Origin of the sequence: Pseudoxanthomonas winnipegensis (assembly GCF_030322905.1) — a bacterium.
In the GTDB taxonomy this organism is placed as follows: Bacteria; Pseudomonadota; Gammaproteobacteria; order Xanthomonadales; family Xanthomonadaceae; genus Pseudoxanthomonas_A; species Pseudoxanthomonas_A winnipegensis.
In genome coordinates this window covers 815,310-837,305 of the sequence record NZ_CP095475.1, presented here as the reverse complement: position 1 = coordinate 837,305, position 21,996 = coordinate 815,310, and the positions used below count along the sequence as shown (strand labels likewise).

Annotated in this window: 18 protein-coding genes; 12 read left to right on the top strand and 6 right to left on the bottom strand. The window is 69.9% G+C overall.

Annotated elements, in window-relative coordinates; genetic code table 11:
* Positions 1 to 6 precede the first annotated feature (6 nt).
* The 11 genes from flhB to MWN52_RS03500 all read left to right on the top strand — a co-directional run bounded on the left by flhB (position 7) and on the right by MWN52_RS03500 (position 13,651).
* Entirely contained in the window at positions 7 to 1,179 is a 1,173-nt protein-coding gene (gene flhB / locus MWN52_RS03550; protein WP_286576636.1) for a flagellar biosynthesis protein FlhB, read from the top strand.
* A 35-nt stretch (positions 1,180 to 1,214) separates the two neighbouring features.
* Entirely contained in the window at positions 1,215 to 3,260 is a 2,046-nt protein-coding gene (flhA, locus tag MWN52_RS03545) for a flagellar biosynthesis protein FlhA (protein WP_130531028.1), read from the top strand.
* Between the two features lie 445 nt (positions 3,261 to 3,705).
* The gene (gene flhF / locus MWN52_RS03540) at positions 3,706 to 5,310 is read left to right on the top strand and encodes a flagellar biosynthesis GTPase FlhF (RefSeq protein ID WP_286576635.1); all 1,605 of its coding nucleotides are present in this window, start codon (positions 3,706 to 3,708) and stop codon (positions 5,308 to 5,310) included.
* A complete protein-coding gene (locus tag MWN52_RS03535) occupies positions 5,297 to 6,145 on the top strand; it encodes a MinD/ParA family protein (RefSeq protein WP_131660903.1) in 849 nt (282 codons plus the stop codon). Before flhF ends, MWN52_RS03535 begins: the two co-directional genes overlap by 14 nt.
* A complete protein-coding gene (locus tag MWN52_RS03530; protein WP_130515535.1) occupies positions 6,142 to 6,891 on the top strand; it encodes an RNA polymerase sigma factor FliA in 750 nt (249 codons plus the stop codon). The genes MWN52_RS03535 and MWN52_RS03530 overlap by 4 nt, the downstream gene beginning before the upstream one ends.
* Positions 6,892 to 7,694: 803 nt before the next feature.
* Complete coding sequence (locus tag MWN52_RS03525) at positions 7,695 to 8,438, top strand: flagellar motor protein (protein ID WP_130515533.1); 744 nt, start codon at positions 7,695 to 7,697, stop codon at positions 8,436 to 8,438.
* 22 nt (positions 8,439 to 8,460) lie between these two features.
* A complete protein-coding gene (motD, locus tag MWN52_RS03520) occupies positions 8,461 to 9,429 on the top strand; it encodes a flagellar motor protein MotD (protein WP_130515531.1) in 969 nt (322 codons plus the stop codon).
* Complete coding sequence (locus MWN52_RS03515; protein ID WP_130515529.1) at positions 9,429 to 10,208, top strand: ParA family protein; 780 nt, start codon at positions 9,429 to 9,431, stop codon at positions 10,206 to 10,208. The genes motD and MWN52_RS03515 overlap by 1 nt, the downstream gene beginning before the upstream one ends.
* Complete coding sequence (locus MWN52_RS03510; protein ID WP_165394554.1) at positions 10,205 to 11,641, top strand: putative bifunctional diguanylate cyclase/phosphodiesterase; 1,437 nt, start codon at positions 10,205 to 10,207, stop codon at positions 11,639 to 11,641. The genes MWN52_RS03515 and MWN52_RS03510 overlap by 4 nt, the downstream gene beginning before the upstream one ends.
* Before the next feature lie 162 nt (positions 11,642 to 11,803).
* Positions 11,804 to 12,466, top strand: coding sequence for a sensor histidine kinase (locus tag MWN52_RS03505; protein ID WP_286576633.1), 663 nt, complete (start codon positions 11,804 to 11,806; stop codon positions 12,464 to 12,466).
* 105 nt (positions 12,467 to 12,571) lie between these two features.
* On the top strand, positions 12,572 to 13,651 hold the full coding sequence (locus MWN52_RS03500; RefSeq protein ID WP_130523203.1) for an HDOD domain-containing protein: 1,080 nt from the start codon (positions 12,572 to 12,574) through the stop codon (positions 13,649 to 13,651).
* A 320-nt stretch (positions 13,652 to 13,971) separates the two neighbouring features.
* Here the strand turns inward: MWN52_RS03500 and MWN52_RS03495 are convergent, their stop codons facing one another.
* From MWN52_RS03495 to fucP, 3 genes are all read right to left on the bottom strand, one after another.
* Positions 13,972 to 16,008, bottom strand: a complete 2,037-nt coding sequence (locus MWN52_RS03495; RefSeq protein WP_286576632.1) for a M1 family metallopeptidase — start codon at positions 16,006 to 16,008, stop codon at positions 13,972 to 13,974.
* 149 nt (positions 16,009 to 16,157) lie between these two features.
* Positions 16,158 to 16,919: a bifunctional demethylmenaquinone methyltransferase/2-methoxy-6-polyprenyl-1,4-benzoquinol methylase UbiE gene (gene ubiE / locus MWN52_RS03490; protein ID WP_130515519.1), complete on the bottom strand. Its 762-nt coding sequence runs from the start codon at positions 16,917 to 16,919 to the stop codon at positions 16,158 to 16,160.
* Positions 16,920 to 17,139: 220 nt separating this feature from the next.
* Complete coding sequence (gene fucP, locus MWN52_RS03485; protein WP_165394553.1) at positions 17,140 to 18,447, bottom strand: L-fucose:H+ symporter permease; 1,308 nt, start codon at positions 18,445 to 18,447, stop codon at positions 17,140 to 17,142.
* Positions 18,448 to 18,575: 128 nt separating this feature from the next.
* Here fucP and MWN52_RS03480 point away from each other — a divergent pair, with 128 nt between their 5' ends.
* Positions 18,576 to 19,031, top strand: coding sequence for a nucleoside deaminase (locus MWN52_RS03480; protein WP_286576631.1), 456 nt, complete (start codon positions 18,576 to 18,578; stop codon positions 19,029 to 19,031).
* 147 nt (positions 19,032 to 19,178) lie between these two features.
* On the opposite strand, the gene MWN52_RS03475 is transcribed toward MWN52_RS03480, so the two are convergent.
* The 3 genes from MWN52_RS03475 to hslV all read right to left on the bottom strand — a co-directional run bounded on the left by MWN52_RS03475 (position 19,179) and on the right by hslV (position 21,981).
* Complete coding sequence (locus MWN52_RS03475; protein WP_286576630.1) at positions 19,179 to 19,604, bottom strand: hypothetical protein; 426 nt, start codon at positions 19,602 to 19,604, stop codon at positions 19,179 to 19,181.
* Between the two features lie 361 nt (positions 19,605 to 19,965).
* Positions 19,966 to 21,333, bottom strand: coding sequence for an ATP-dependent protease ATPase subunit HslU (gene hslU, locus MWN52_RS03470; protein WP_205953477.1), 1,368 nt, complete (start codon positions 21,331 to 21,333; stop codon positions 19,966 to 19,968).
* Between the two features lie 96 nt (positions 21,334 to 21,429).
* On the bottom strand, positions 21,430 to 21,981 hold the full coding sequence (gene hslV, locus MWN52_RS03465) for an ATP-dependent protease subunit HslV (RefSeq protein ID WP_130515511.1): 552 nt from the start codon (positions 21,979 to 21,981) through the stop codon (positions 21,430 to 21,432).
* Between the last annotated feature and the right edge of the window lie 15 nt (positions 21,982 to 21,996).

The window sequence follows — 21,996 nt, the reverse complement described above, 5'->3', positions numbered from 1 at the left end:
AGGAAGATGAGCGAAGACCAGGAAGACCGCACCGAACTACCCACCGAAAAACGCCTGCGCGAGGCCCGCGAGAAGGGCAACGTGCCGCGCTCGCGCGAGCTGGCCAACGTGGCGGTGCTGGGCTGTGCGGTCATCGCGCTCAAGGCCAGCGCCGGCCACATCGGCGCGGTCAGCCGCGACTGGATGCGCGGCGCGCTGCAGCTGGACCGGGCCATGCTCGACGCGCCCGAGCGCCTGCTGCCGCACGCCGCCTCGCTGGCGGTGGCGCTGTTCAAGCCGATGCTGCCGCTGCTGGCCGCCGCGCTGGCGGCCTGCCTGATCGCACCGGCGATCATGGGCAGCCTGCGTTTCACCAGCCAGGCGCTCAAGCCGGATTTCAGCCGGCTCAATCCGATGAGCGGCCTCGGCCGCATGTGGGGCAAGGAGAGCCTGGCCGAGCTGCTGCGCTCGCTGCTGCGCGTGGGCCTGATCGGCGGCATCGGCACCTGGATGGTCTACCGCGCCTTCAAGGCGCTGCTGGGAATGCCGCAGGCCTCGCTGGAGCAGTCGGTGGCCGGCGGCGTGCAGATGGCCATGTCCACCCTGCTGGCGATGATCGGCGCGCTGGGCGCGCTGGCCCTGCTGGACGTGCCCTGGCAGCACTACCAGCACCGTGCGCGGCTGAAGATGACCAAGCAGGAGATCAAGGACGAGTTCAAGGAGGCCGAGGGCAACCAGGAGGTCAAGGCGCGCGTGCGCCAGGTCGCCATGCAGATGTCCAAGCGCCGGATGATGGAGGCGGTGCCCACCGCCGATGTGATCCTGATGAACCCCACCCACTACGCGGTGGCGCTCAAATACAAGGCCGACGCCGGCATGCGCGCGCCGGTGGTGGTGGCCAAGGGCGTGGACGAGACCGCCCTGGCCATCCGCGAACTGGCCCAGGCCCACCGCATCGCCGTGGTCGAGGCGCCGCCGCTGGCACGCGCCTTGTACAGACAGGCCCAGGTCGATCAGGAAATCCCGGTGAAGCTCTACGCCGCCGTTGCCCAAGTGCTGTCTTACGTCTACCAGCTGCGCGCCTGGGCGCCGGGCCGCGGCCCGATGCCGGCGCTGGCGCCGCTCGACGCCGGTCCCGAGGGCGCGGTGGATTACGACCCCCACGCCGCCGGCGCCATCGCCAAGGAACCGTCACCGTGAGTGCGCAGCAAGGTCGGTTCTCCGTCGATGGGCTGATGGGCGCGGTGCGCTCGGGCGCGGCCGCGCCGCTGGTGGTGGTGGCCATGCTGGCCATGGTCATCGTGCCGCTGGCGCCGTTCGTGCTGGACGGGCTGTTCACCATCAACATCGCCCTGTCCCTGGTGGTGCTGCTGGCGGTGGTCTACGTGCGCCGCCCGCTGGAGTTCTCGATCTTCCCCAGCGTGCTGCTGCTGGTCACCCTGCTGCGCCTGGCGCTGAACGTCGCCTCCACCCGCGTGGTGCTGCTGCACGGCCACAAGGGCCCCGGCGCGGCCGGCCATGTGATCGAGTCCTTCGGCCAGTTCGTGATCGGCGGCAGCTTCGCGGTGGGCATCGTGGTGTTCGCGATCCTGACCATCGTCAACTTCGTGGTGGTGACCAAGGGCGCCGGGCGCATCTCCGAGGTGTCGGCGCGCTTCATCCTCGACGCCCTGCCCGGCAAGCAGATGGCCATCGACGCCGACCTCAACGCCGGCCTGCTGACCCGCGAGGAGGCCAAGGCCCGCCGCCAGGAAGTGCGCGAGGAGGCCGACTTCTACGGCTCGATGGATGGCGCCAGCAAGTTCGTGCGCGGCGACGCCATCGCCGGCATCCTGATCCTGGCGATCAACATCGTCGGCGGCCTGCTGATCGGCGTGCTCCAGCACGACATGTCCTTCGCCGACGCGCTGCGCACCTACACGCTGCTGGCCATCGGCGACGGCCTGGTCGCCCAGCTGCCGGCGCTGCTGATCGCCACCGCCGTGGCGATGCTGGTGACCCGCTCCACCGGCGAGCAGGACATGGGCGCCACGGTGTCCAAGCAGGTCTTCGGCCATCAGCGCGCGCTGACCATCGCCGCGCTGCTGCTGGGCCTGATCGGCATCATCCCGGGCATGCCCAACGTGCCGTTCCTGATCCTGGCGGCGGTGCTGGGCTATGCGGCCTGGCAGCTGCACAAGCGCCGCCTGGCCGCCCCGCAGGAAGACGCCGCGGCCGCGGCGGCCGCCGCCAGCACGCCGGCCGGCAATGCCGAGCTGAGCTGGGACGAGATCCGCCCGGTCGAGCCGCTGGCCCTGGAAGTGGGCTACAAGCTGATCGCGCTGGTGGACAAGAACCAGGGCGGCGAACTGCTGGCGCGCCTGAAGGGCGTGCGCCGCAAGCTGACCCAGGACCTGGGCTTCCTGATTCCCGCCGTGCACGTGCGCGACAACCTGGAGCTGGCACCGGGCCAGTACCGCGTGCTGGTCCACGGCGTGCCGCTGGCCACCGGCGACATCCATCCCGACCGCGAGCTGGCGCTGGACCCGGGCCGCGTGTTCGGCGCGCTGGACGGCATCCCCGGCAAGGACCCGGCCTTCGGCCTGGATTCGACCTGGATCCTGCCCGCCCAGCGCGCGCACGCCGAGTCGCTGGGGTATACCGTGGTCGACGCGGCCACCGTGGTGGCCACCCACCTGTCGCACCTGATCCGCGAGCGCGCCGCCGAACTGCTGGGCCTGGAAGAGGTGCAGCAGCTGCTGGCCACGCTGGGCCGCGGCGGCAACGCCAAGCTGGTCGAGGACCTCACGCCCAAGCTGCTGCCGCTGTCGGTGGTGGCCAAGGTGCTGCAGTCGCTGCTGGCCGACAAGGTGCCGCTGCGCCAGATCCGCCAGATCGTCGAGACCCTGCTCGAGCACGCCGTCCACACCCAGGATCCGGCGCAGCTGACCGCCGCGGTGCGCGTGGCGCTGGGCCGCTTCATCGTGCAGGAACTCAACGGCATGGCCGACGAGCTCCCGGTGTTCACCCTGGCACCGCAGCTGGAGCGGGTGATGCAGGACTCGGTCAGCGGCCAGGGCGGCGCCCTGGAACCCGGCCTGGCCGAGCGCATCCACCAGAACCTGAGCCAATGCGTGACCCAGCAGGAAAGCAAGGGCGAACCGGCCGTGCTGCTGGTGCCCGGCAACGTGCGCGCCGCCATCGCCCGCCTGGTCCGCCACAGCGTGCCTTCGCTGTCGGTGCTGGCCTATTCGGAAGTGCCGGAGGACAAGCGGTTGCGGCTGGTGGGGGCGGTGGGGTGAGGAGGCTGGGATTCGGGATTCGGGATTCGGGATTCGGGATTCGGGATTCGGGATTCGGGCGAAGCTAGGGGCACTGGCAGAAGTGGGCAAGAAGAACTGGCGATCGAGGCGAGATCCTGGAATCAAGCGACGTTCGCGCTAGCCGCGTGACCCGCCCCCTCCCTTGCGCGCAGCGCAGGGGAGCTCGAAGTCGCGGTAGCGACTGAGGGGGGAGGGGTCAGCTGTTGCTATTGCTGCTTCGCTCTCCTCCGGCCACGCGCGAAAAGCACCCTCCCCAACCCTCCCCTGCGCTACGCGCAAGGGAGGGGGCAGAACACTTGGGCTCACGCTTCCCGCGATCCCGAATCCCGAATCCCCAATCCCCGCCCCACCCGCGGCACAACTCCTGCATGAGTCCAACCAAGCGTGATGCCGGAGGGCCGGCAGCGCAGGAGACCACCGCCCGATGAACATCAAGAGTTTCGTTGCCAGCGACATGCGCACCGCGCTGCGGATGATCCGCGACGCGCAGGGGCCGGACGCGGTGATCCTGTCCAGCCGGCCGGTGGCCGGCGGCATCGAAGTGGTCTCGGCCACCGAGTACGACCAGGCCGCGCTGGCCCGCGCTATGCGCGCGGCGGGCGCCGACCCGGCCGATGCCAGCCCGGCCGCGCTGTCGGCGCTGGCCCAGCAGCAGCTGCCCGCCGGGATCCCGGCATCCGTCGGAATCCCGGCGCAGCCGGTCGCCGCCGCCCAGCCGATCGCCGCACCGCCGCCGCCGAGCGCGCAGCCCGATCCGGCCGCCGCCTTCGCCGCGGTCATGGACAAGGCCCGCCCCGCAACGCAGGGCGCCGACTCGCTGCTGGCACGCGCCCGCGCGCGCCTGCTCGGCCAGCCCGCCGAACCGGCGCCGGCCGCCGAGCCCGCCCAGGTCCACGTCGCCGCACCCGAAGCCGCCGCCCAGGTCGACGTGCAGGATTTCGCCGCCGCCCTGCGCGCGCGCCTTGCCGAAAGCGAGGCCCAGGCCACCGTCACCCTGGACATGACCCGCCCCGCGCAGCCGATCACCGCCGCGCCGGTGGCCGAGGCCGCTGCCCCGATCATCGAGGTCCCGACCGAACCCGCCCGCTCCGCTCTGGCGCTGGTGCCCGGCATCGAGACCGACCCGGCGATCGTCGCCATGCGCGAGGAGATGGCCCGCATGCGCGCACTGATGGAAGCGCAGATGGAGCAGCTCTCGCTCGAACGCTTGCGCGGCTCGCCGGCGCGCGCGGCCGCCTTCGACGCCCTGACCGGCTACGGCTGCGAGCAGGCCCTGGCCCAGGCCGTGGCCCTGCGCGTGGATCCGTCTCTGCCGCTGGCTGAGGTCAGCGCGGCGATGCTGGCCGAACTGGCCGACAGCCTCAGCATCTGCGCCAGCGAGACCATCGACGAGGGCGGCGTGATCGCCCTGGTCGGCCCCACCGGCGCCGGCAAGACCACCACCGCGGCCAAGCTGGCCGCGCGCTTCGCCGCTCGCCACCGCGCCCGTGACGTGGCCCTGATCACCACCGACTGCGAGCGCCCCGGCGCCCACGAACAGCTGCAGGCCTACGGCCGCAAGCTCGGCATCACCGTGTGCGAGGCGCGCGGCATTGGCGGCCTGCAGCTGGCGCTGGAGCAGCTGGCCGACTATCCGCTGGTGCTGGTGGACACCACCGGCTACGCGCCGACCGACCGCGCGCTGTTCAACCAGATCCTGTGGCTGCGCGCGACCGCCAAGGTGCGCAGCCTGCTGGTGCTGCCGGCCAACGGCCACGCCCAGGACATGGGCGAGGTCATCCGCCGCTACCGCCCGGCCGCGCCGGAAGGCCTGATCCTGACCAAGCTGGACGAGACCGGCTACCTGGGCAGCGCCCTGTCGGTGGCCGCGCGCACCGCCATGCCCATCGCCTACACCACCAACGGCCAGCGCATCGACAGCGACATCGACGCCGCCGACGCCCTGGCCATCGCCCAGGCGATGGAAAGCGCGCGCCGCAGCAGCGATGTGGCCACCCACGGCATCGAGACCCGCCATGCAGTCGCCTGATCCCCGCGCCCCGCGCATCCCCCGCGTCATCGCCGTGGCCAGCGGCAAGGGCGGCGTGGGCAAGACCACGACCTCGATCAACCTGGCCGCGGCCATGGTCAACGCCGGCCAGCGCACGCTGCTGCTGGATACCGACCTGGGCCTGGCCAACGCCGATGTGATGCTGGGCCTGTCCCCGCGCTTCACCCTGGCCGATGTGTTCGCCGGCAAGTGCACGCTGGCCGATACGCTGCTGGAAGGCCCGGGGGGCCTGCTGGTGGTGCCGGCCGCCTCGGGCAAGCAGCACATGGCCCAGCTGACGCCGGCCGAGCACACCGGCCTGATCCACGCCTTCTCCGAGCTGGACGTGCCGCTGGACGTGATGGTGATCGACAACGCCGCCGGCATCGCCGATGGCGTGCTGACCTTCTGCCAGGCCGCGCACGACGTGGTGGTGGTGGTCTGCGACGAACCGGCCTCGATGACCGATGCCTACGCGCTGATCAAGGTCCTGGGCCGCGACCGCGGCGTGCGCCGCGTGCACGTGCTGGCCAACCAGGTCGGCGATGCGACCGAGGGACCGGCGCTGTTCGCCAAGCTCGAACGCGTGGTCGGCCGCTTCCTGGACATCACCCTGAACTATCTCGGCGCGGTGCCGCGCGACGAATGGCTGCGCCGCGCGGTGCAGCGCCAGGAGGCCGTCGTGGACGCCTTTCCCTCGGCGCCCTCGGCCATCGCCTTCCGCGACATGGCCCGCCGCGCGCGCCAGTGGCAGCAGCCCACCGCCCCGCGCGGCCATGTCGAATTCTTCCTCGAACGCCTGGTCGGCCAGTCCGCCCAAGGGAGCCCGGCATGAACCTCATGGCCGCCGCCCAGTACCGCGCCCACCAGCAGGGCTCGCCCGCCGAGATCGTCGAGCGGCACGGCGAACTGGTGCGCCGCATCGCCCACCACCTGGCCGCGCGCCTGCCGGCCAGCGTGGAGATCGACGACCTGATCCAGGCCGGCATGCTGGGCCTGATCGACGCGGCCCGGAACTTCCAGAACGACCAGGGCGCCACCTTCGAGACCTACGCCTCCATCCGCATCCGCGGGGCGATGATCGACGAGATGCGCCGCGGCGACTGGACCCCGCGCTCGGTGCACCGCAACTACCGCGAGATGGTCTCGGCCGTGCGCCAGGTCGAGCAGGCCACCGGCCGCGCCGCGACCGCCGCGCAGGTGGCGGCGGTCATGCAGATCCCGCTGGACGAGTACCACCACCTGGTCGAGGACGCCGCCCGCGGCCAGCTCACCAGCCTGGACGCGCACATCGCCGAACACGACGGCGAGGCGCGCCTGGCCGGCGCCGACAGCGCCACCCCGGCGCGGGCGTTCGAGCAGACCGCCTTCCGCGACGCCCTGGCCGAGGCCATCGCCGGCCTGCCCGAGCGCGAGGCGATGGTGCTCTCGCTGTACTACGAGCAGGAGCTCAACCTGCGCGAGATCGGCGCGGTGCTGTCGGTCAGCGAATCGCGCGTCTGCCAGATCCACGGCCAGGCCGTGATCCGCCTGCGCGCCCGCCTGGGCGAATGGAAGCGCGAGCCGGCGGAGATCGACTGAGGGTGGCTGTTTGGTGGGGTGCTGAAAGCCGAAGAGCTAGAAGCTGCAAAGCTAGAAGCTGCAAAGCTCGAAGCTGAAAAGCTCGAAGCTGAAAAGCTGAAAAGCACCCCCTCCCAACCTCCCCCTTCGCTGCGCGAAAGGGGAGGGGCCGATCGCCTGGTGGGACCCGCCACGGCGGCGATGGGACTTTCCGAGCAGAACCCATCCCCGGTAAAGCCGCATCGCCGCCATGGCGGCTCTCACTTGTAGAGCGGAGCTTGCTCCGCTGGGGCTTTCCCCACGAACCGAACCAAGAGCGGCGGAGCGAGCTCCGCTCTACAGACGGGCGGCCGCTAGATTTGAGAGACCGTTGCTCCCACGACAGCAAGGCGCTCCCAGCAAAGCCCGAAGCCGGCTCCTGCCTTTCGCGGGAGCGATAGCCTCAGCCATTTAAAAGGCCGCGCGCGGTCTGCCCCCTCCCTTTGGCCGCAGGCCAAGGGGAGCTCGAAGTCGCGGCTAGCGACTGAGGGGGTGGGGTGCTCTTCGCGGTGAGCCTGAAGATCCCAGCCTCCCAACTCCCCTCGCTGCGCAAAGGGACGGCACGGATTCCAGCCACATCGAGAAACCGCGCACTGCATCACGCCGCGACAGTGATCCATCGCGGAGCCGCGCCATGAGCCTGGCGCGTATCTTGCAACACAGGGTCAGCCGCAACGCATCCCAGGTGCATGAGGCGCGCGCATCGCGCGCGCCGCATCCCGCCTGTCGCGCCGCGTGCGAAAAACCTCTCTTCAGGAATCCGGCGCGCGGCCGTCATACAGATCATGGACAAGCTCAGCCTCGTTGGTGCCATTCTCGCGCTGGTCGCGCTGCTGCTCGGCAGCGTGCTCAAGGGCGCCGGAATCGAAAGCCTGTGGTCGCCGGCCGCGTTCGTGATCGTGGTCATCGGCACCTTCGCCTCGATCATGCTGCAGACCCATATGTCCACCTTCCTGCTGGCCTTCAAGCTGGTCAAATGGGTGTTCATGCCGCCCGCGCAGGACCGCGCCGGCGTGCTGGCCAAGATCGTCGAGTGGTCCAACACCGCGCGCAAGCAGGGCCTGCTCGGCCTCGAGGCGCAGGTCAAGGAGCAGGACGACGCCTTCATCAAGAAGGGCCTGCAGATGGTGGTCGACGGCATCGAGCCCGAGTCGATCCGCAACGTGCTGGAGACCGACATGCACCACCAGCAGACCCGCGACACCGCCGCGGCCAAGGTGTTCGAGGGCATGGGCATCTACGCGCCCACACTGGGCATCATCGGCGCGGTGCTGGGCCTGATCGCGGTGATGAAGAACCTGGCCGACCCGTCCAAGCTGGGCCACGGCATCGGCGCGGCGTTCACCGCCACCATCTACGGCATCGGCATGGCCAACCTGATGTTCCTGCCGGTGGCGGCCAAGCTCAAGGCGCTGATCGCCGAACAGAACGAGTCCCGTGAGATGATCCTCGAGGGCCTGATCGCCATCGCGCAGGGCGAAAACCCGCGCAACATCGAATCCCGACTGTCGGTCTACGTGGCGCACTAGAACACAAGGACGACCTCCCCCCATGGCGCGCAAGCACCAGCACGAAGACCACGTCAACCATGAGGCCTGGGCGATCCCCATGGGCGACCTCATGACGTTGCTGCTGGCCTTCTTCGTGGTGATGTACGCGATCTCCTCGGTCAACGAGGGCAAGTTCCGCGCGGTGTCCGACGCGCTCAACGCCGAGTTCGGCGGCCCGCCGCGCTCGGTCTCGCCGGTGCAGCTGGGCAAGCACCAGTTGCTGGGCTCCTCCTTCGACCGTCCCTCGCTGGCGACCTCGGCCGCGCGCATCGGCCCGGCCCCGGCCAGCCAGCTGATGCAGGCCAAGATGCGCCAGGCGCTGGACGCGCCGCGCTACGGCCAGTCCACCGTCGGCATGACACCCACCGCGTTCGACGCCACCGCCAGCCAAGGCCCGGGCATCGGCGGCGGCCAGCTGGGCGCGGTCGGCGAGAACATCCAGGCCGTGCTCTCCGACCTGGTGGCCAAGCACCAGGTCACCGTGCGCCGCGGCGAGAACTATCTGGAAGTGGAGATCCAGAGCGACATCCTGTTCCCAAGCGGCGTGGCCACGCCCAGCCCGGTGGCCGCCTCGACCGTGCAGCGCGTGGCCGAGGTGCTGCGCGACGTGCCCAACGCGGTGCGCGTGGAGGGCTATACCGACGATCAGCCCATCGCCACGGCGCAGTTCGCCTCCAACTGGGAGCTGTCGGCCGCGCGCGCGGCCAGCGTGGTCCACGTGCTGACCCAGACCGGCGTGTCGCCGGCGCGGCTGGCGGTGGTGGGCTACGGGCAGTTCCAGCCGGTCGCCGACAACGCCACCGCACAGGGCCGCAACGCCAACCGCCGCGTGGTGCTGGTGATCCTGGCCACGCCCAACGGCGGCCGCCCGCGCGGCCCGGACTCGGTCAGCCCCGACACGCTCCAGCCGCAGCCGTCCACGCCGGTGGCCGTCACCCCGCTGCCCGCCAACGTGGAGGCCGCCGGTTGATGAAGACCTGGGCGATCGCCAACCAGAAAGGCGGCGTGGGCAAGACCACGACCACGCTGTGCCTGGCGCGCTGCCTGGCGCAGGCCGGCCGGCAGGTGCTGATCGTGGACATGGATCCGCATGCCTCGATGACGCGGGCGTTCAACGTGCCGCGCCATCCAGTGCCCAGCGGCACGCACGAGCTGTTCGCCCACGGCGCGCCCGGCGCGGATACGCTGGCGCGCACCACGCCCATCGAGGGCCTGCGCCTGCTCGCCGCGCAGCCGGCGCTGGCCACGCTGGAGCGCCGCAGCGCCAGCCAGCCGGGCCTGGGCATGGCGCTGCAGCGCGCCCTGTCCGGCGTGGCCGACCTCTACGATGAAGTGCTGCTGGACTGCCCGCCCACGCTGGGCCTGCTGATGGTCAACGCCCTGGCCGCGGCCGACGCGCTGATCGTGCCCACCCAGACCGATCCGCTGGCCCTGCACGGCCTGACCGACATGCTGCATACCGCCGAGATGGTCGAGACCTCGCGTCGCCGGCCGCTGCCGCGCTTCGTGCTGCCCACGCTGTACGACAGCCGCACCACCCTGGGCACGCAGAGCCTGGAGCTGCTGCACGACCTGCACACCGGCCGCGTGTGGCCGCAGGCCATCCCGATGGATGCGCGCCTGCGCGATGCACGCGCGCTCGCCTCGGCCGCGCCCATGACCGGCCCGGGCGCCGACGCCTACCGCCAGGCGCTGGCCTGGCTGCAGGCCCAGCCGCCGCTGTCCGCCACACGGAGCCAGGCCGCGTGAACCGCTCGCCCTCCGACGATCCGATCGCCGGCTACGTCGATGCCCTGCTCGACGATCCCGCGCGCGAGCGCGCGCGCACCGAAGAGGATCCGGTCACCGGCCTGCCCACACGCAACGGCCTGCTGGTCGCGCTGGACGAACGCCGCAATCAAGGCATTCCCACGGCGGTGGCGGTGCTGGGCCTGGACAACTTCCGCTCGATCATCGTGACCCTGGGTCATGCCACCGCCGATACGGTGCTGCAGGTGGTGGCCGCGCGCCTGTTCGCGCGGCTGCCCGACGATGTCTTCCTGGCGCGGCTGGAGGGCGATGAGTTCGCGCTGTGCTTCCCCAGCGCGCGGCAGAAGCCGATGGAGGCCATGCTCAACGCGCTGCTGCTGGACCTGGCCCAGCCGTGCGAGGTCGATCTGCATCGCGTGCACCTGGATGCCTGCATCGGCGTGGCGATGGATGGAGAGGCCGAGCCGGCGCTGCCGGCGGTGCCGGCCGACGAGGTCGCCGCGGTCGACGATTCGCCCGAGCTGCCCGATGCGCTGGAACTGGTCACCCGCGCGCAGCTGGCCATGCACCACGCCAAGCGCAGCCGCGGGCGCTCGCTGCGGCGCTTCGAACCGAGCATGCGCACCGAGGCCATCGACCGGCGCAGGCTGGACCTGGAGCTGCGCCGCGCCCACCGCGACGGCGAGTTCGAACTGCACTACCAGCCGCAGATCGAGCTCAAGTCCGGCCGCGTGTCCGGCGCCGAGGCCTTGCTGCGCTGGCGCCACCCCGAGCGCGGGGTGCTGCTGCCGGCGGAGTTCATCGAGGCCCTGGCGGTCAGCGGCATCGCCACCACAGTGGGCTGGTGGGTGCTGGAACAGGCCTGCAAGGACGCGGTGAGCTGGCCGCTGATGGACGGCCGCCCGCTGGCGGTGAGCGTGAACCTGTTCCCGGTGCAGTTCGCCCACGAGGATCTGCTCAAGGAAGTCGACAACGCCCTGGCCAGCAGCGGCCTGGCGCCGGCGCGGCTGGAGCTTGAACTGACCGAGATCATCGCGCTGCGGGAAGACGGCAATGCCGCTTCCACGCTGCAGCAGCTGCGCCGGCGCGGGCTGCGCGTGGCCTACGACGACTTCGGCACCGGCTATGCCTCGCTGTCCACGCTGCATCACCTGGCCGTGGACCGGGTCAAGATCGATCGCGGCTTCGTGCGCGATGTGATGCAGGACCGCGGCGATGCGGCGATCGTGCGCTCGATCCTGCTGATCGCGCGCAACTTCGACCTGCAGGTCACCGCCGAAGGCGTGGAGACCGACACCCAGGCCGACTTCCTGCGCGCGCTGGGCTGCAACGAGGTGCAGGGCTATCTGTACTCGCCGGCGCTGCCGCGGGTGGACTTCGACGTCTGGCTGGACCGCTACCAGCGCAGCCGCGCCCTCCCGCACGATCGATAATGAGCTGCAGCCGCGTGGGCTCCGACGCCGGCGCGGCTGATCCACTCCGAGGTCAAGCGCGCGACGCGCCAGCGTGCGGCTGTACCGCGCGGCTCGATTCGAGGCGTCCCTGCCGACCTCATCCTCACGTCGAAGCCCGTCGCACGCTTTAGGCTGGCGCCCATGCCCGACCCTGCCCATGACGCGGCCCACGACCCCGCCTTCCGCGACGCGCTGATCGCCGCCCAGGACGCCGAGCGCGCGCGCATCGCCCGCGAACTGCACGACGAGCTCGGCCAGCTGCTCACCTCCCTGCGCCTGAGCCTGGCCGAACTCTCCGCCACCCTGACCGTGCCGCAGCAGCAGGATCTGGCCTGCGATCTCGACGCGCTCTCGGCCCAGGCCCTGCAGGCCGTGCGCGGCATGACCCACGCCCTGCAGCCGCCGCTGCTGCAGCAGGCCGGCCTGGTCGCCGCGCTGGAGGCGATGTGCCAGCGCCACGACGCCTCGGGCGCGGTGCGCTGCACCCTGCAGGCCCCGGCCGAGCTGCCGCGCCTGCCCGACGCACTGGAGCTGGCCGTGTACCGCATCGCCCAGGAGGCATTGACCAATGCCCTGCGCCACGCCCGCGCCACGCAGATCCAGGTCAGCCTGCTGGTCCGCGCCAGCACGCTGCAGCTGACCGTGCGCGACGACGGCACCGGCTACGACGTGGGCAGCCCGGCGGGCTTCGGCCGGCGCGGCATGCATGCCCGCGCCGGGCAGCACGCAGGCCAGCTGCACGAGAGCTCGGACGATGAGGGCACCTGCGTGCGCGCGACCTTCCCGCTGGGCGGGGCAGGCTGAGCGAACCGGCCGGCGTCCCCGACCAAAGGCACGCCAACGCCGCGATTGCGATAAATAGCGTTGCTATCATGCGGGCATCGCATCGCAACACCTCCTGAGGGCTCCGTGCACATCGTCGTGGCTGGTGAAACCAGCGAACAGGCAGCGCAACTCCAGATCCACCTGGCCGCGCGTGGCCGCGACTGGGGGGTGAGTTGGCTGCAGCTGGGCGATGGTCCCACCCCGCATCTGGACGCGCTGGCGCCCGACGCGCTGGTGTGCTTCTCCGGCACCGGCTGGAACCGCTGCAACCTGATGATGCACGAGCTGCGCGAGCGCTTCCCGCTGGCCGCGCGCGTGGTGCTGGTGCCCGATCCGCAGGGCGAGGAGATGATGCAGGCGCTGGACGTGGCCCACCGCGTGCTGCCCGAGCCCTTCGATCCGGTCGCCCTGATCGATGCCATCGACGACATCGTCGAACTGCGCTCGCTGCTGGACGATGCGCGGCTCAAGCAGGCCATCGAGCAGGCCGGCCCGCTCCCGGCCGCGCCCAAGCAATACCTCACCCTGAGCCGCCTGCTGCGCAACGACAGCACCCAGGCCGCCGATCTGGTGGACGTGGTCACGCAGGACCCGGCGTTGGCCGCGCGCGTGCTGCGCCTGAGCAACTCGGCCTACTACTCCGGCGGGCGCGAGATCAGCGACCTGCGCATGGCGGTGGTGCGTCTGGGCCAGGACGCGCTGCGCCGGCTGGTGCTGGCCAGCGAGGTGTTCTCCTCCGGCCCCGGCGTGGACGAGGTGCGCGAGCGCGCGCTGCGCATCTCGCGCCTGGCCGACCAGCTGCTGCCCGAGGCCGGCACCGGCGTGGCCGCCACCGCCGGCCTGCTGTCCCAGGTCGGCAGGTTGCTCCCCCCGCTGGAACTGCACGAGCCGGACGGCCCGACCCTGCTGCCGCACAGCGTCGCCGGCGCCTACCTGCTCGGCCTGTGGGGCCTGCCCGCGCCAATGATCGAAGCGGTCGCCTGGCACCAGCAGCCGGCGCGCGCCGGCACGCTGTTCTGGGTCGCCGGCGCCGTGCATGTGGCGGCCGCGCTGATCGACGGCAGCGAAGTCGACACCGACTACCTGCGCCGCGTGCGCAAGCTGCACGAACTGCCGCGCTGGCGCGCCCTGGCCGACGCCGACCAGGCCCTCGCTCAAGCCTGAAAGGCCCCCTCAGTCGTTAGCCGACTTCGCGCGCTCCCTTGGCCTTGCGGCCAAAGGAAGGGAGCGGAAGCACCGCACCCAAGAGACAAGTGCAGTTAACGCCCCTCCCCTTTCGCGCAGCGAAGGGGGAGGTCGGGAGGGGGGCTTTTGCCTTTGAAGCCACCGCGAAAAGCACCCCTCCCCCTCAGTCGCTAGCCGCGACTTCGAGCTCCCCTTGGCCTTCGGCCAAAGGGAGGGGGGGCGGAGCGCTTCGTCTGAAGAATGGTTGAGAGGGCCGTCGCGCCCGGCTAGCGCGACATGAAGCTCAACTCGAACAACGCTTACTGCGCCGCCGGCTTGGTCGCGGCAGGCGTGCTCGCGGCCGGCGTTGAGGCAGTCGGCGCTGATTCCGAAGCCGGAGTCGAGACCGGCGCGGAGGCAGCCGGCGCCGCCGCCTGACCCGCCTTCTCCAGCATCGCCTCCACCGAGCCGGTGGTGATCGGGTGATAGCCCGGCTTGGCCTTGGCGAACACCTCGCGGGCGAACTGCAGCCCCTCGGGCGTTTTCACCAGTTCGGCGTAGATCGGCATGATCAGCTTGCGCCGGCCGACACGGCCGATGAACTCGCCCGCCGCCGGCCACACGTCGTGATCGCCGCTACGGATGGCCAGCGGATACCAGCGCATGGCGATCTCGCCGTTCGGCGTGCCGGTGAAGTGATAGGCCGCATCGAGCTGCTTGAGCTTGTCCACCGGCAGGGTCTGGCCCAGGCCTTCGATGAAGTGCACCCACTGCTGGGTCACCCAGTCCTCGGTGACCTGCTTGTTGGGCAGCGTGCCGCTGCCCAGCCAGGCGATGCGGGCGGTGTCCACCAGCGCGAACCCGCGCGACTGCGCGCGCGTGGCGAAGGCGGGAATGCCCGGCTGGTCCAGCCACGCATCCAGCTCGGCCTGGGTGACCGCATTGGGATTCTTCGGCAGCAGGTGCTGCTTCATGTAGGCGACGAACTGGTCGGTGGTCGCGCTCTGGAAGGCGTGGTCGTTGAACCAGCCGCGCAGGAACGGATCGAACACCGCACGCCCGAAGCGCTGCTCCAGGAACTGCAGGAACCAGGCGCCCTTGACGTAGGCGACCTGGCTCAGCGCCTCGTCCGGATCGGTCTCGCCCAGCGGCGGCAGCGCCAGCGCCTGCTGCGCCGGGGTCATGTCCTTGAGCTCGTTGAGCAGATCGGTCTGGTCGATCTGGCGCTCCATCTCGGCCATTTCCTGGCCATAGACCGCCTCGGTGATGCGGCCCTGCACGTAGGTGGTGAAGCCCTCGTTGAGCCAGATGTCCTTCCACGAGGCGTTGGTCACCAGGTTGCCCGACCAGCTGTGCGCCAGCTCATGGGCCACCAGCGAGACCAGCGACTTGTCGCCGACGATCACCGTGGGCGTGGCGAAGGTCAGCGTCGGGTTTTCCATGCCGCCGAACGGGAACGAGGGCGGCAGCACCAGGATGTCGTAGCGGCCCCAGCGGTACGGGCCATACAGATCCTCGGTGGTGGTGATCATCTTCTCGGTATCAGCGAACTCGGCCGCGGCCTTGTCGGCCATGGCCGGCTCGGCCCAGATGCCGGCGCGGTCGGAGAGCTTGCGGAACACCAGGTCGCCGGCGGCGATGGCCAGCAGGTAGGACGGGATCGGCTTGTTCTGCACGAAGAAGTAATCGCCGTCGCGCACCGCGGCCGGGTCGTTGCCGGCGCTCATCAGCACCATCACGTCGGGCCGGCTGGTCACGTGCGCGGTGTAGGTGAAACGCACGCCCGGGGTGTCCTGCAGCGGCACCCAGCTGCGCGCATGGATCGCCTGGGACTGGCTGAACATGAAGGGCAGCTGCTTGCCCTCGGTCATCGACGGCGCCAGCCACTGCAGGCCCGAGGCGTCGGGCGAGGTGTGGTAGGTCACGCGCACCACCGGATTGCGCTGCGGCGCCTGGATCGTCAGCTTGCTGCCGAAGGTCTTGTCCGCGTCGGCCAGCGCGTACTGCAACGGCGCGAAGGTCTTGCCGTCGGCGCCGGCGCCCTCGACCTTCTCGATGGCCAGCGCGCGCGTGTCGAGGACCAGCTCGGTGGCCTTGGGGTCTTTCCAGTCCAGCCGATAGGTGGCGGTGCCGCCGATCTGCTTGGTGTCGAAGTCCAGCTTGACGTCCAGCGCCAGGTCCTTGATCACGACCTTCTCGGGCTGGGCGTAGGAACTCTCGTCGTGGCGACGGTCGGGCTTGGACACGGCGGCGGCCTTGGGCGTGGCGGCGGGTGCGGTCTCGGACGTAGCCGATTCCTTCGAGCAGGCCGACAGCAGCAGGGCCGCGCAGGACAGGGTGAACAACACAGAGCGCATCGGGGGAATCAGCCGGTCTGGGACGGGAACTTGCATTCTAGCCCCTGCGTCCCGGGCCGATCGCCCAGTGCACAACGCCCGGCCTGGGCCGGGCGTTGCGTCGCGTGCCTGCGGGTGCGCCTGCGACCTCCAGGCGCCCTCCGGGCCCCTTAGACCTTGTAGCCGTCGTGGATGGCGACGATGCCGGCCGACAGGTTGGTGTAGCGGGTGCGGGCGAAGCCGGCCTCGGTCATCATCGCCTTGAGCTGGTCCTGCGGCGGATGCTTGCGGATCGACTCGGCCAGGTACTGGTAGCTGTCGGCGTCGCCGGCGAACAGCTTGCCCAGCTTGGGCAGCACCTTGAACGAATGGAAGTCGTAGATCGGCCGGAACCACTCGGGCTTGACCTCGGAGAACTCCAGCACGCGCGCCTGGCCGCCGACCTTGAGCACGCGATGCATCTCGCGCAGCGCCGCGTCCTTGTCGGTCACGTTGCGCAGGCCGAAGGCGATGGTCACCAGGTTGAAGCTGTTGTCCGGGAACGGCAGCGCCTCGGCGTTGAGCTGCACGTATTCCAGCCCCGACACCAGCCCGCGGTTGGTCAGCCGGTCGCGGCCGACGGTGAGCATGCCGGCATTGATGTCGCCCAGCACGATACTGCCGGCCTTGCCGACGCGATCCTTGAGCAGCGCGGCGATGTCGCCGGTGCCGCCGGCCAGGTCCAGCACGCGGTCGCCGGGCTTCACCTGCGCGGTGGCGGCGAAGTAGCGCTTCCAGATCCGATGAATGCCCAGACTCATCAGGTCGTTCATCAGGTCGTACTTGCCGGCGACCGAGGTGAAGACCTCGCCGACCAGCTTCTGCTTGTCGCGCGCGGCGACATCACGGAAGCCGAAGTGGGTGGTGCCGGAGGTATAGGGGGATTCGCTCATGCCCGCGATTATCGCACCGACCGGCGCGCGATGGCGTCGAGACGCCGCGCGCCACCCCAAAAGCAAAAGGCGCACCGAAGTGCGCCCTGGAATCTGCTCCCCCGCCGGCCTTTTGCCCCCTCCCTTTCGCGCAGCGAAGGGGAGGGATGGGGAGGGGTGCTCTTCGCACTACACCAAAAGACCTCGAGCCCCTCCCCTTCGCCAGAGAGTCAATCCGCCCTCAGCGCTGCACCCCAGCCACCGGCACCGGCTCGCGCACCTTCGAGCCGCTGATGCCGTAGTAGGCGATGTACAGATAGCACACCAGCGGCAGCACGAAGGCGTGGTGCAGACCGATATGGTCGGCCAGGAAGCCCATCAGCAGCGGCAGCACCGCGCCGCCGACGATGGCCATAATCAGCAGCGAGGAGGCGCGGTTGGTCAGCGGCCCCAGCTTGGCCATGCCCAGCGTGAAGATGGTCGGGAACATGATCGAATTGAACAGACCGATGGCCACCACCGCATAGACCGCCGTCATGCCCGTCGTGGCCAGGGTGACCAGCAGTAGCACCGTGGCCACGCCCGCGAACACCGCCAGCAGCTTGCCCGCGTCGATGCGCACCAGCAGCGCCGAGCCGACGAAGCGGCCGACCATCGCGCCGGTCCAGTAGGCCGAGACGTAGTTGGTCGCCGCCTTCTCGGTCATCGCGCCGATGTCGGGCATGGCCAGGAAGTTGACCAGATAGCTGCCGATGGAGACCTCGGCACCGACATAGAAGAACAGGCCCAGCACGCCCAGCAGCACGTGGCGATGGCGCAGCGGCTCGAAGATGCCGTAGTGGCGCCCGTCGCCCTGCTCGCTCTCTTCCGACAGCTTGGGCAGGCGGAAGGCGAAGATGAACACCGCCAGCGCGAACAGCGCGATCGCCAGGCCCAGGTACGGCATCTGCACCGAGCTGGCCTCGGCGGTGCGATAGGCCAGCGCATCGGCCTGCGACATCGCGGCCACCTGCTCGGGCGTCTTCGGATCGGCCGCCAGGATCAGCAGGCCGCCGAACAGCGGCGCGATCGCCGTGCCCAGCGAGTTGAAGGCCTGCGACAGGTTCAGGCGGCTGGAGGCGGTCTTTTCCGGCCCCAGCAGCGCGACATAAGGATTGGCCGCCACCTGCAGCACGGTGATGCCGGTGGCCAGCACGAACAGCGCGAACAGGAACAGCGGATAGCTGTGCGCCCCGGCCGCCGGCCAGAACAGCAGCGCACCGACGCCGGCCACCGCCAGCCCGCAGACGATGCCGCCCTTGTAGCCCAGCGCGGCGACCACGCGACCGGCCGGCAGCGACATCAGGAAGTACGCGCCGAAGAAGGTGAACTGCACCAGCGCGGCCTGGGTGAAGTTCAGCGTGAACACCGACTTCAGATGCGGCACCAGGATGTCGTTGAGGCAAGTCAGGAAGCCCCACATGAAGAAGATGATCGTCACCACCGCCATGGCCAGCTTGGGCGTGGAGCGCGCCACCGAGGTCGAGGTGGGCGTGGGGGTGGCATGCATCATGGACAATCCTGGATTGGGGTGGTCGGCGACGGCGCAGAGTATTCCATGTCGCCCGTCCAGCTCCTGTTGCGATGCAATATCCTTTGGTCTAACGGCGATGTCCTCGCCCCTGCTGGAGCCCCTGCATGATCGCCACCCCCGACTACGCCGCCCTGCTGCGCACGGCCATCGACGAAGCCCGCGCCGGCCTGGCCGAAGGCGGCATCCCCATCGGCGCGGCGCTCTACCACGGCAACGGCCGCCTGCTCGGCTGCGGCCACAACCGCCGCGTGCAGGAAGGCGACCCCTCGGTGCACGGCGAGACCGACGCCTTCCGCAAGGCCGGCCGCCAGCGCAGCTACCGCGACACGATCATGGTCACCACCCTGGCCCCGTGCTGGTACTGCTCGGGGCTGGTGCGCCAGTTCGGCATCGGCACCGTGGTGGTGGGCGAATCGCGCACCTTCCAGGGCGGCATCGACTGGCTGCGCGAATCGGGCGTGCAGGTCATCGATCTGGACGATCAGGAATGCGTCGACCTGCTCGGCGGCTTCATCGCCGCCCACCCCGAGGTGTGGAACGAGGACATCGGCGAGGACTGAAGCGGCTCACCGTCGTTCCTCATCTTTTCCACCAACGCGGCTCAACCACACAACCCCTGCTTCGTCGTTCCCGCGAACGCGGGAACCCAAGGACTTTGCTCGCCTAACAGCGCGCACGATCGCGCCCGCGCCGGCGCCGCGCTGCAATCAGCGCGGCTCGATATGGAATGCGCCGAAGGCCACGCCCAGATCCCAGCCCTTGCCCGTGCCGGCGAGCGACAGCGACACCTCGCCCTTGGTCATCACCTGGGCCTTGCTGGATTTCTCCACGCCGGCATGCGCCTCGGCGGTGGCATAGCTGCCCAGCAGCTCATCGATGCTGCGCACCTCGGTGAACTCGCCGCGCCCGTGGATGCTGGACTTGCCCACGGTCAGCCCGCCGCCCTTGGCGCTGACCTTCACCGCCATGCGCTGGCCGTTGTCGCAGGTGATTTCACCGGTGCCCTGGGAGGTCTTGTAGAACACCGACCATCCCGACATCTGGAAGGTCAGGTGGCAGGTGGTGCGCGCCTGCGCAGGCGCGGCGATGGCGGCCAGCGCGAGCGCCGACACGAGCACGAGAGGACGCAGCATGACGCACCTCGATGACGGGAAAGACAGGCGCAGCGTATGCCGCGCATCCAGAACGGACCAACAACGCGCTGTGACTACTCTGGGAGCCCTTGTCTGTTCCGACCACGTCGCGGCTTCCCTGTAGAGCGGAGCTTGTGGCAATCCCCTCTTGGGGGCTCCGCTGCATTTCGGCCGGATCGTGGGAAAGCCCCAGCGGAGCAAGCTCCGCTCTACCTAGGGGAGCCGCTGATGGCGGCGAGGGGCTTGCCCGGCAAGGCCTCATCGCCGCCATTGCGGCTTCCGGCAGGCATGGCATGCGTCGCCGGCACCACACGACGAAGGCGCCCGCAGGCGCCTTCGTCATCTCGACCGCCGGCATCGGTCAGAGGATGTAACGGCTCAGGTCCGGATCCTGCACCAGCTCGCCCAGGTACTTGTCGACATAGGCGCGATCGACCGTCACCGCCTCGCCGTCGCGATCCGGCGCCTCGTAGCTGAGCGTGTCCAGCAGCCGCTCGAGCACGGTGTGCAGGCGCCGCGCGCCGATGTTCTCCTGGCGCTCGTTGACCTGGAAGGCGATCTCGGCCAGGCGCTCCACCGCGTCGGGCTCGAAGGCCAAAGTCACACCCTCGGTCTGCATCAGCTGCACGTACTGTCGGGTCAGGGCCGCCTTGGGCTCGGTGAGGATGCGCACGAAGTCCTCCTTGCTCAGCGCGCCCAGCTCCACGCGGATCGGGAAGCGGCCCTGCAGCTCGGGGATCAGATCGCTGGGCTTGGCCAGGTGGAACGCGCCGGAGGCGATGAACAGGATGTGGTCGGTCTTGACCGTGCCGTACTTGGTCGACACGTTGGAGCCTTCCACCAGCGGCAGCAGGTCGCGCTGCACGCCCTCACGACTGACATCGCCGCCGCCGACGTTCTCGCCGCGCTTGGCGACCTTGTCGATCTCGTCGATGAAGACGATGCCGTGCTGCTCGCAGGCCTCGATTGCCGCCGCGCGCACGTCGTCCTCGTTGACCAGCTTGGCGGCCTCTTCCTCGATCAGCTGCGGGCGCGCGGCCTTGATGGTCACGGTGCGCTTGTGGGTCTTGGCCGCGCCCAGGCTGGAGAACATCTGCTTGAGCTGCTGACCCATTTCCTCCATGCCCGGCGGGGTCATGATGTCCACGCCGCCGACGCTGGCGGCCAGCTCCAGCTCGATCTCCTTGTCGTCCAGTTCGCCCTTGCGCAGCATCCTGCGGAACTTGGCGCGGGTGTCGCTGTCCTGCGCGGACGGCTCGCTGGACACCACGGCCGGATCGAAGCCGATGCCGCCGCTGCGCTTGGGCAGCAGCGCATCGAGGAGGCGATCCTCGGCGCGCTCCTCGGCCTGGGTGCGCACCCGGGTCTTGGCCTGTTCGCGATACAGCTTGACCGCGGTGTCGGCCAGGTCGCGGATGATCTGCTCGACGTCCTTGCCCACATAGCCGACCTCGGTGAAGCGCGTGGCCTCGACCTTGACGAACGGCGCATTGGCCAGCGTCGCCAGGCGCCGCGCGATCTCGGTCTTGCCCACGCCGGTGGGGCCGATCATCAGGATGTTCTTGGGCATGACCTCGTTGCGCAGCTCCGGCTCGAGCTGCGCGCGGCGCCAGCGGTTGCGCAGCGCGATGGCCACCGCGCGCTTGGCCGCGTGCTGGCCGACGATGTGCCGGTCCAGCTCCTGCACGATCTCGCGCGGGGTCATGGTGGAGTTATTCGCTTCGTTCATTGTGGGAATCGGGAATAGGAAATGGGGAATGGTCAAAAGCGGAGCCATCGGGATACGGGAAACCGCCTTTGCGATTCCCCACTCCCGATTCCCCATTCACAGCTCTTCGACCACCACGTTGCGGTTGGTATAGATGCAGATGTCGCCGGCGATGTTGAGCGCCTCGACCGCGATGGCCTTGGCCTCCAGCTCGGTATGCGCCAGCAGCGCGCGCGCGGCGGACAGGGCATAGGAGCCGCCGGAGCCTATGGCGATGATGCCGTCCTCCGGCTCGATCACATCGCCGGTGCCGCTGATGATCAGCGAGGTGTCCTTGTCGGCCACCGCCAGCAGGGCCTCGAGCTTTCCGTAGCGGCGCTCGGTGCGCCAGTCGCGCGCCATCTCGACCGCGGCGCGCTGCAGCTGGCCGTGCTTTTCCAGCTTGGCCTCGAACAGCTCGAACAGGGTGAAGGCATCGGCCGCGGCGCCGGCGAAGCCGGCCAGCACGTGGCCGTCGCGGCCCAGCCGCCGCACCTTGCGCGCATTGCCCTTCATCACCGTGTGGCCGAGCGTGACCTGGCCGTCGCCGGCGATGGCGACGTGGCCGTTGCGGCGCACCGACAGGATGGTGGTGGCGTGGAAGACGTTGGGGTTCTGACTGGGGTCCATGGCAGGCTCCGGAAT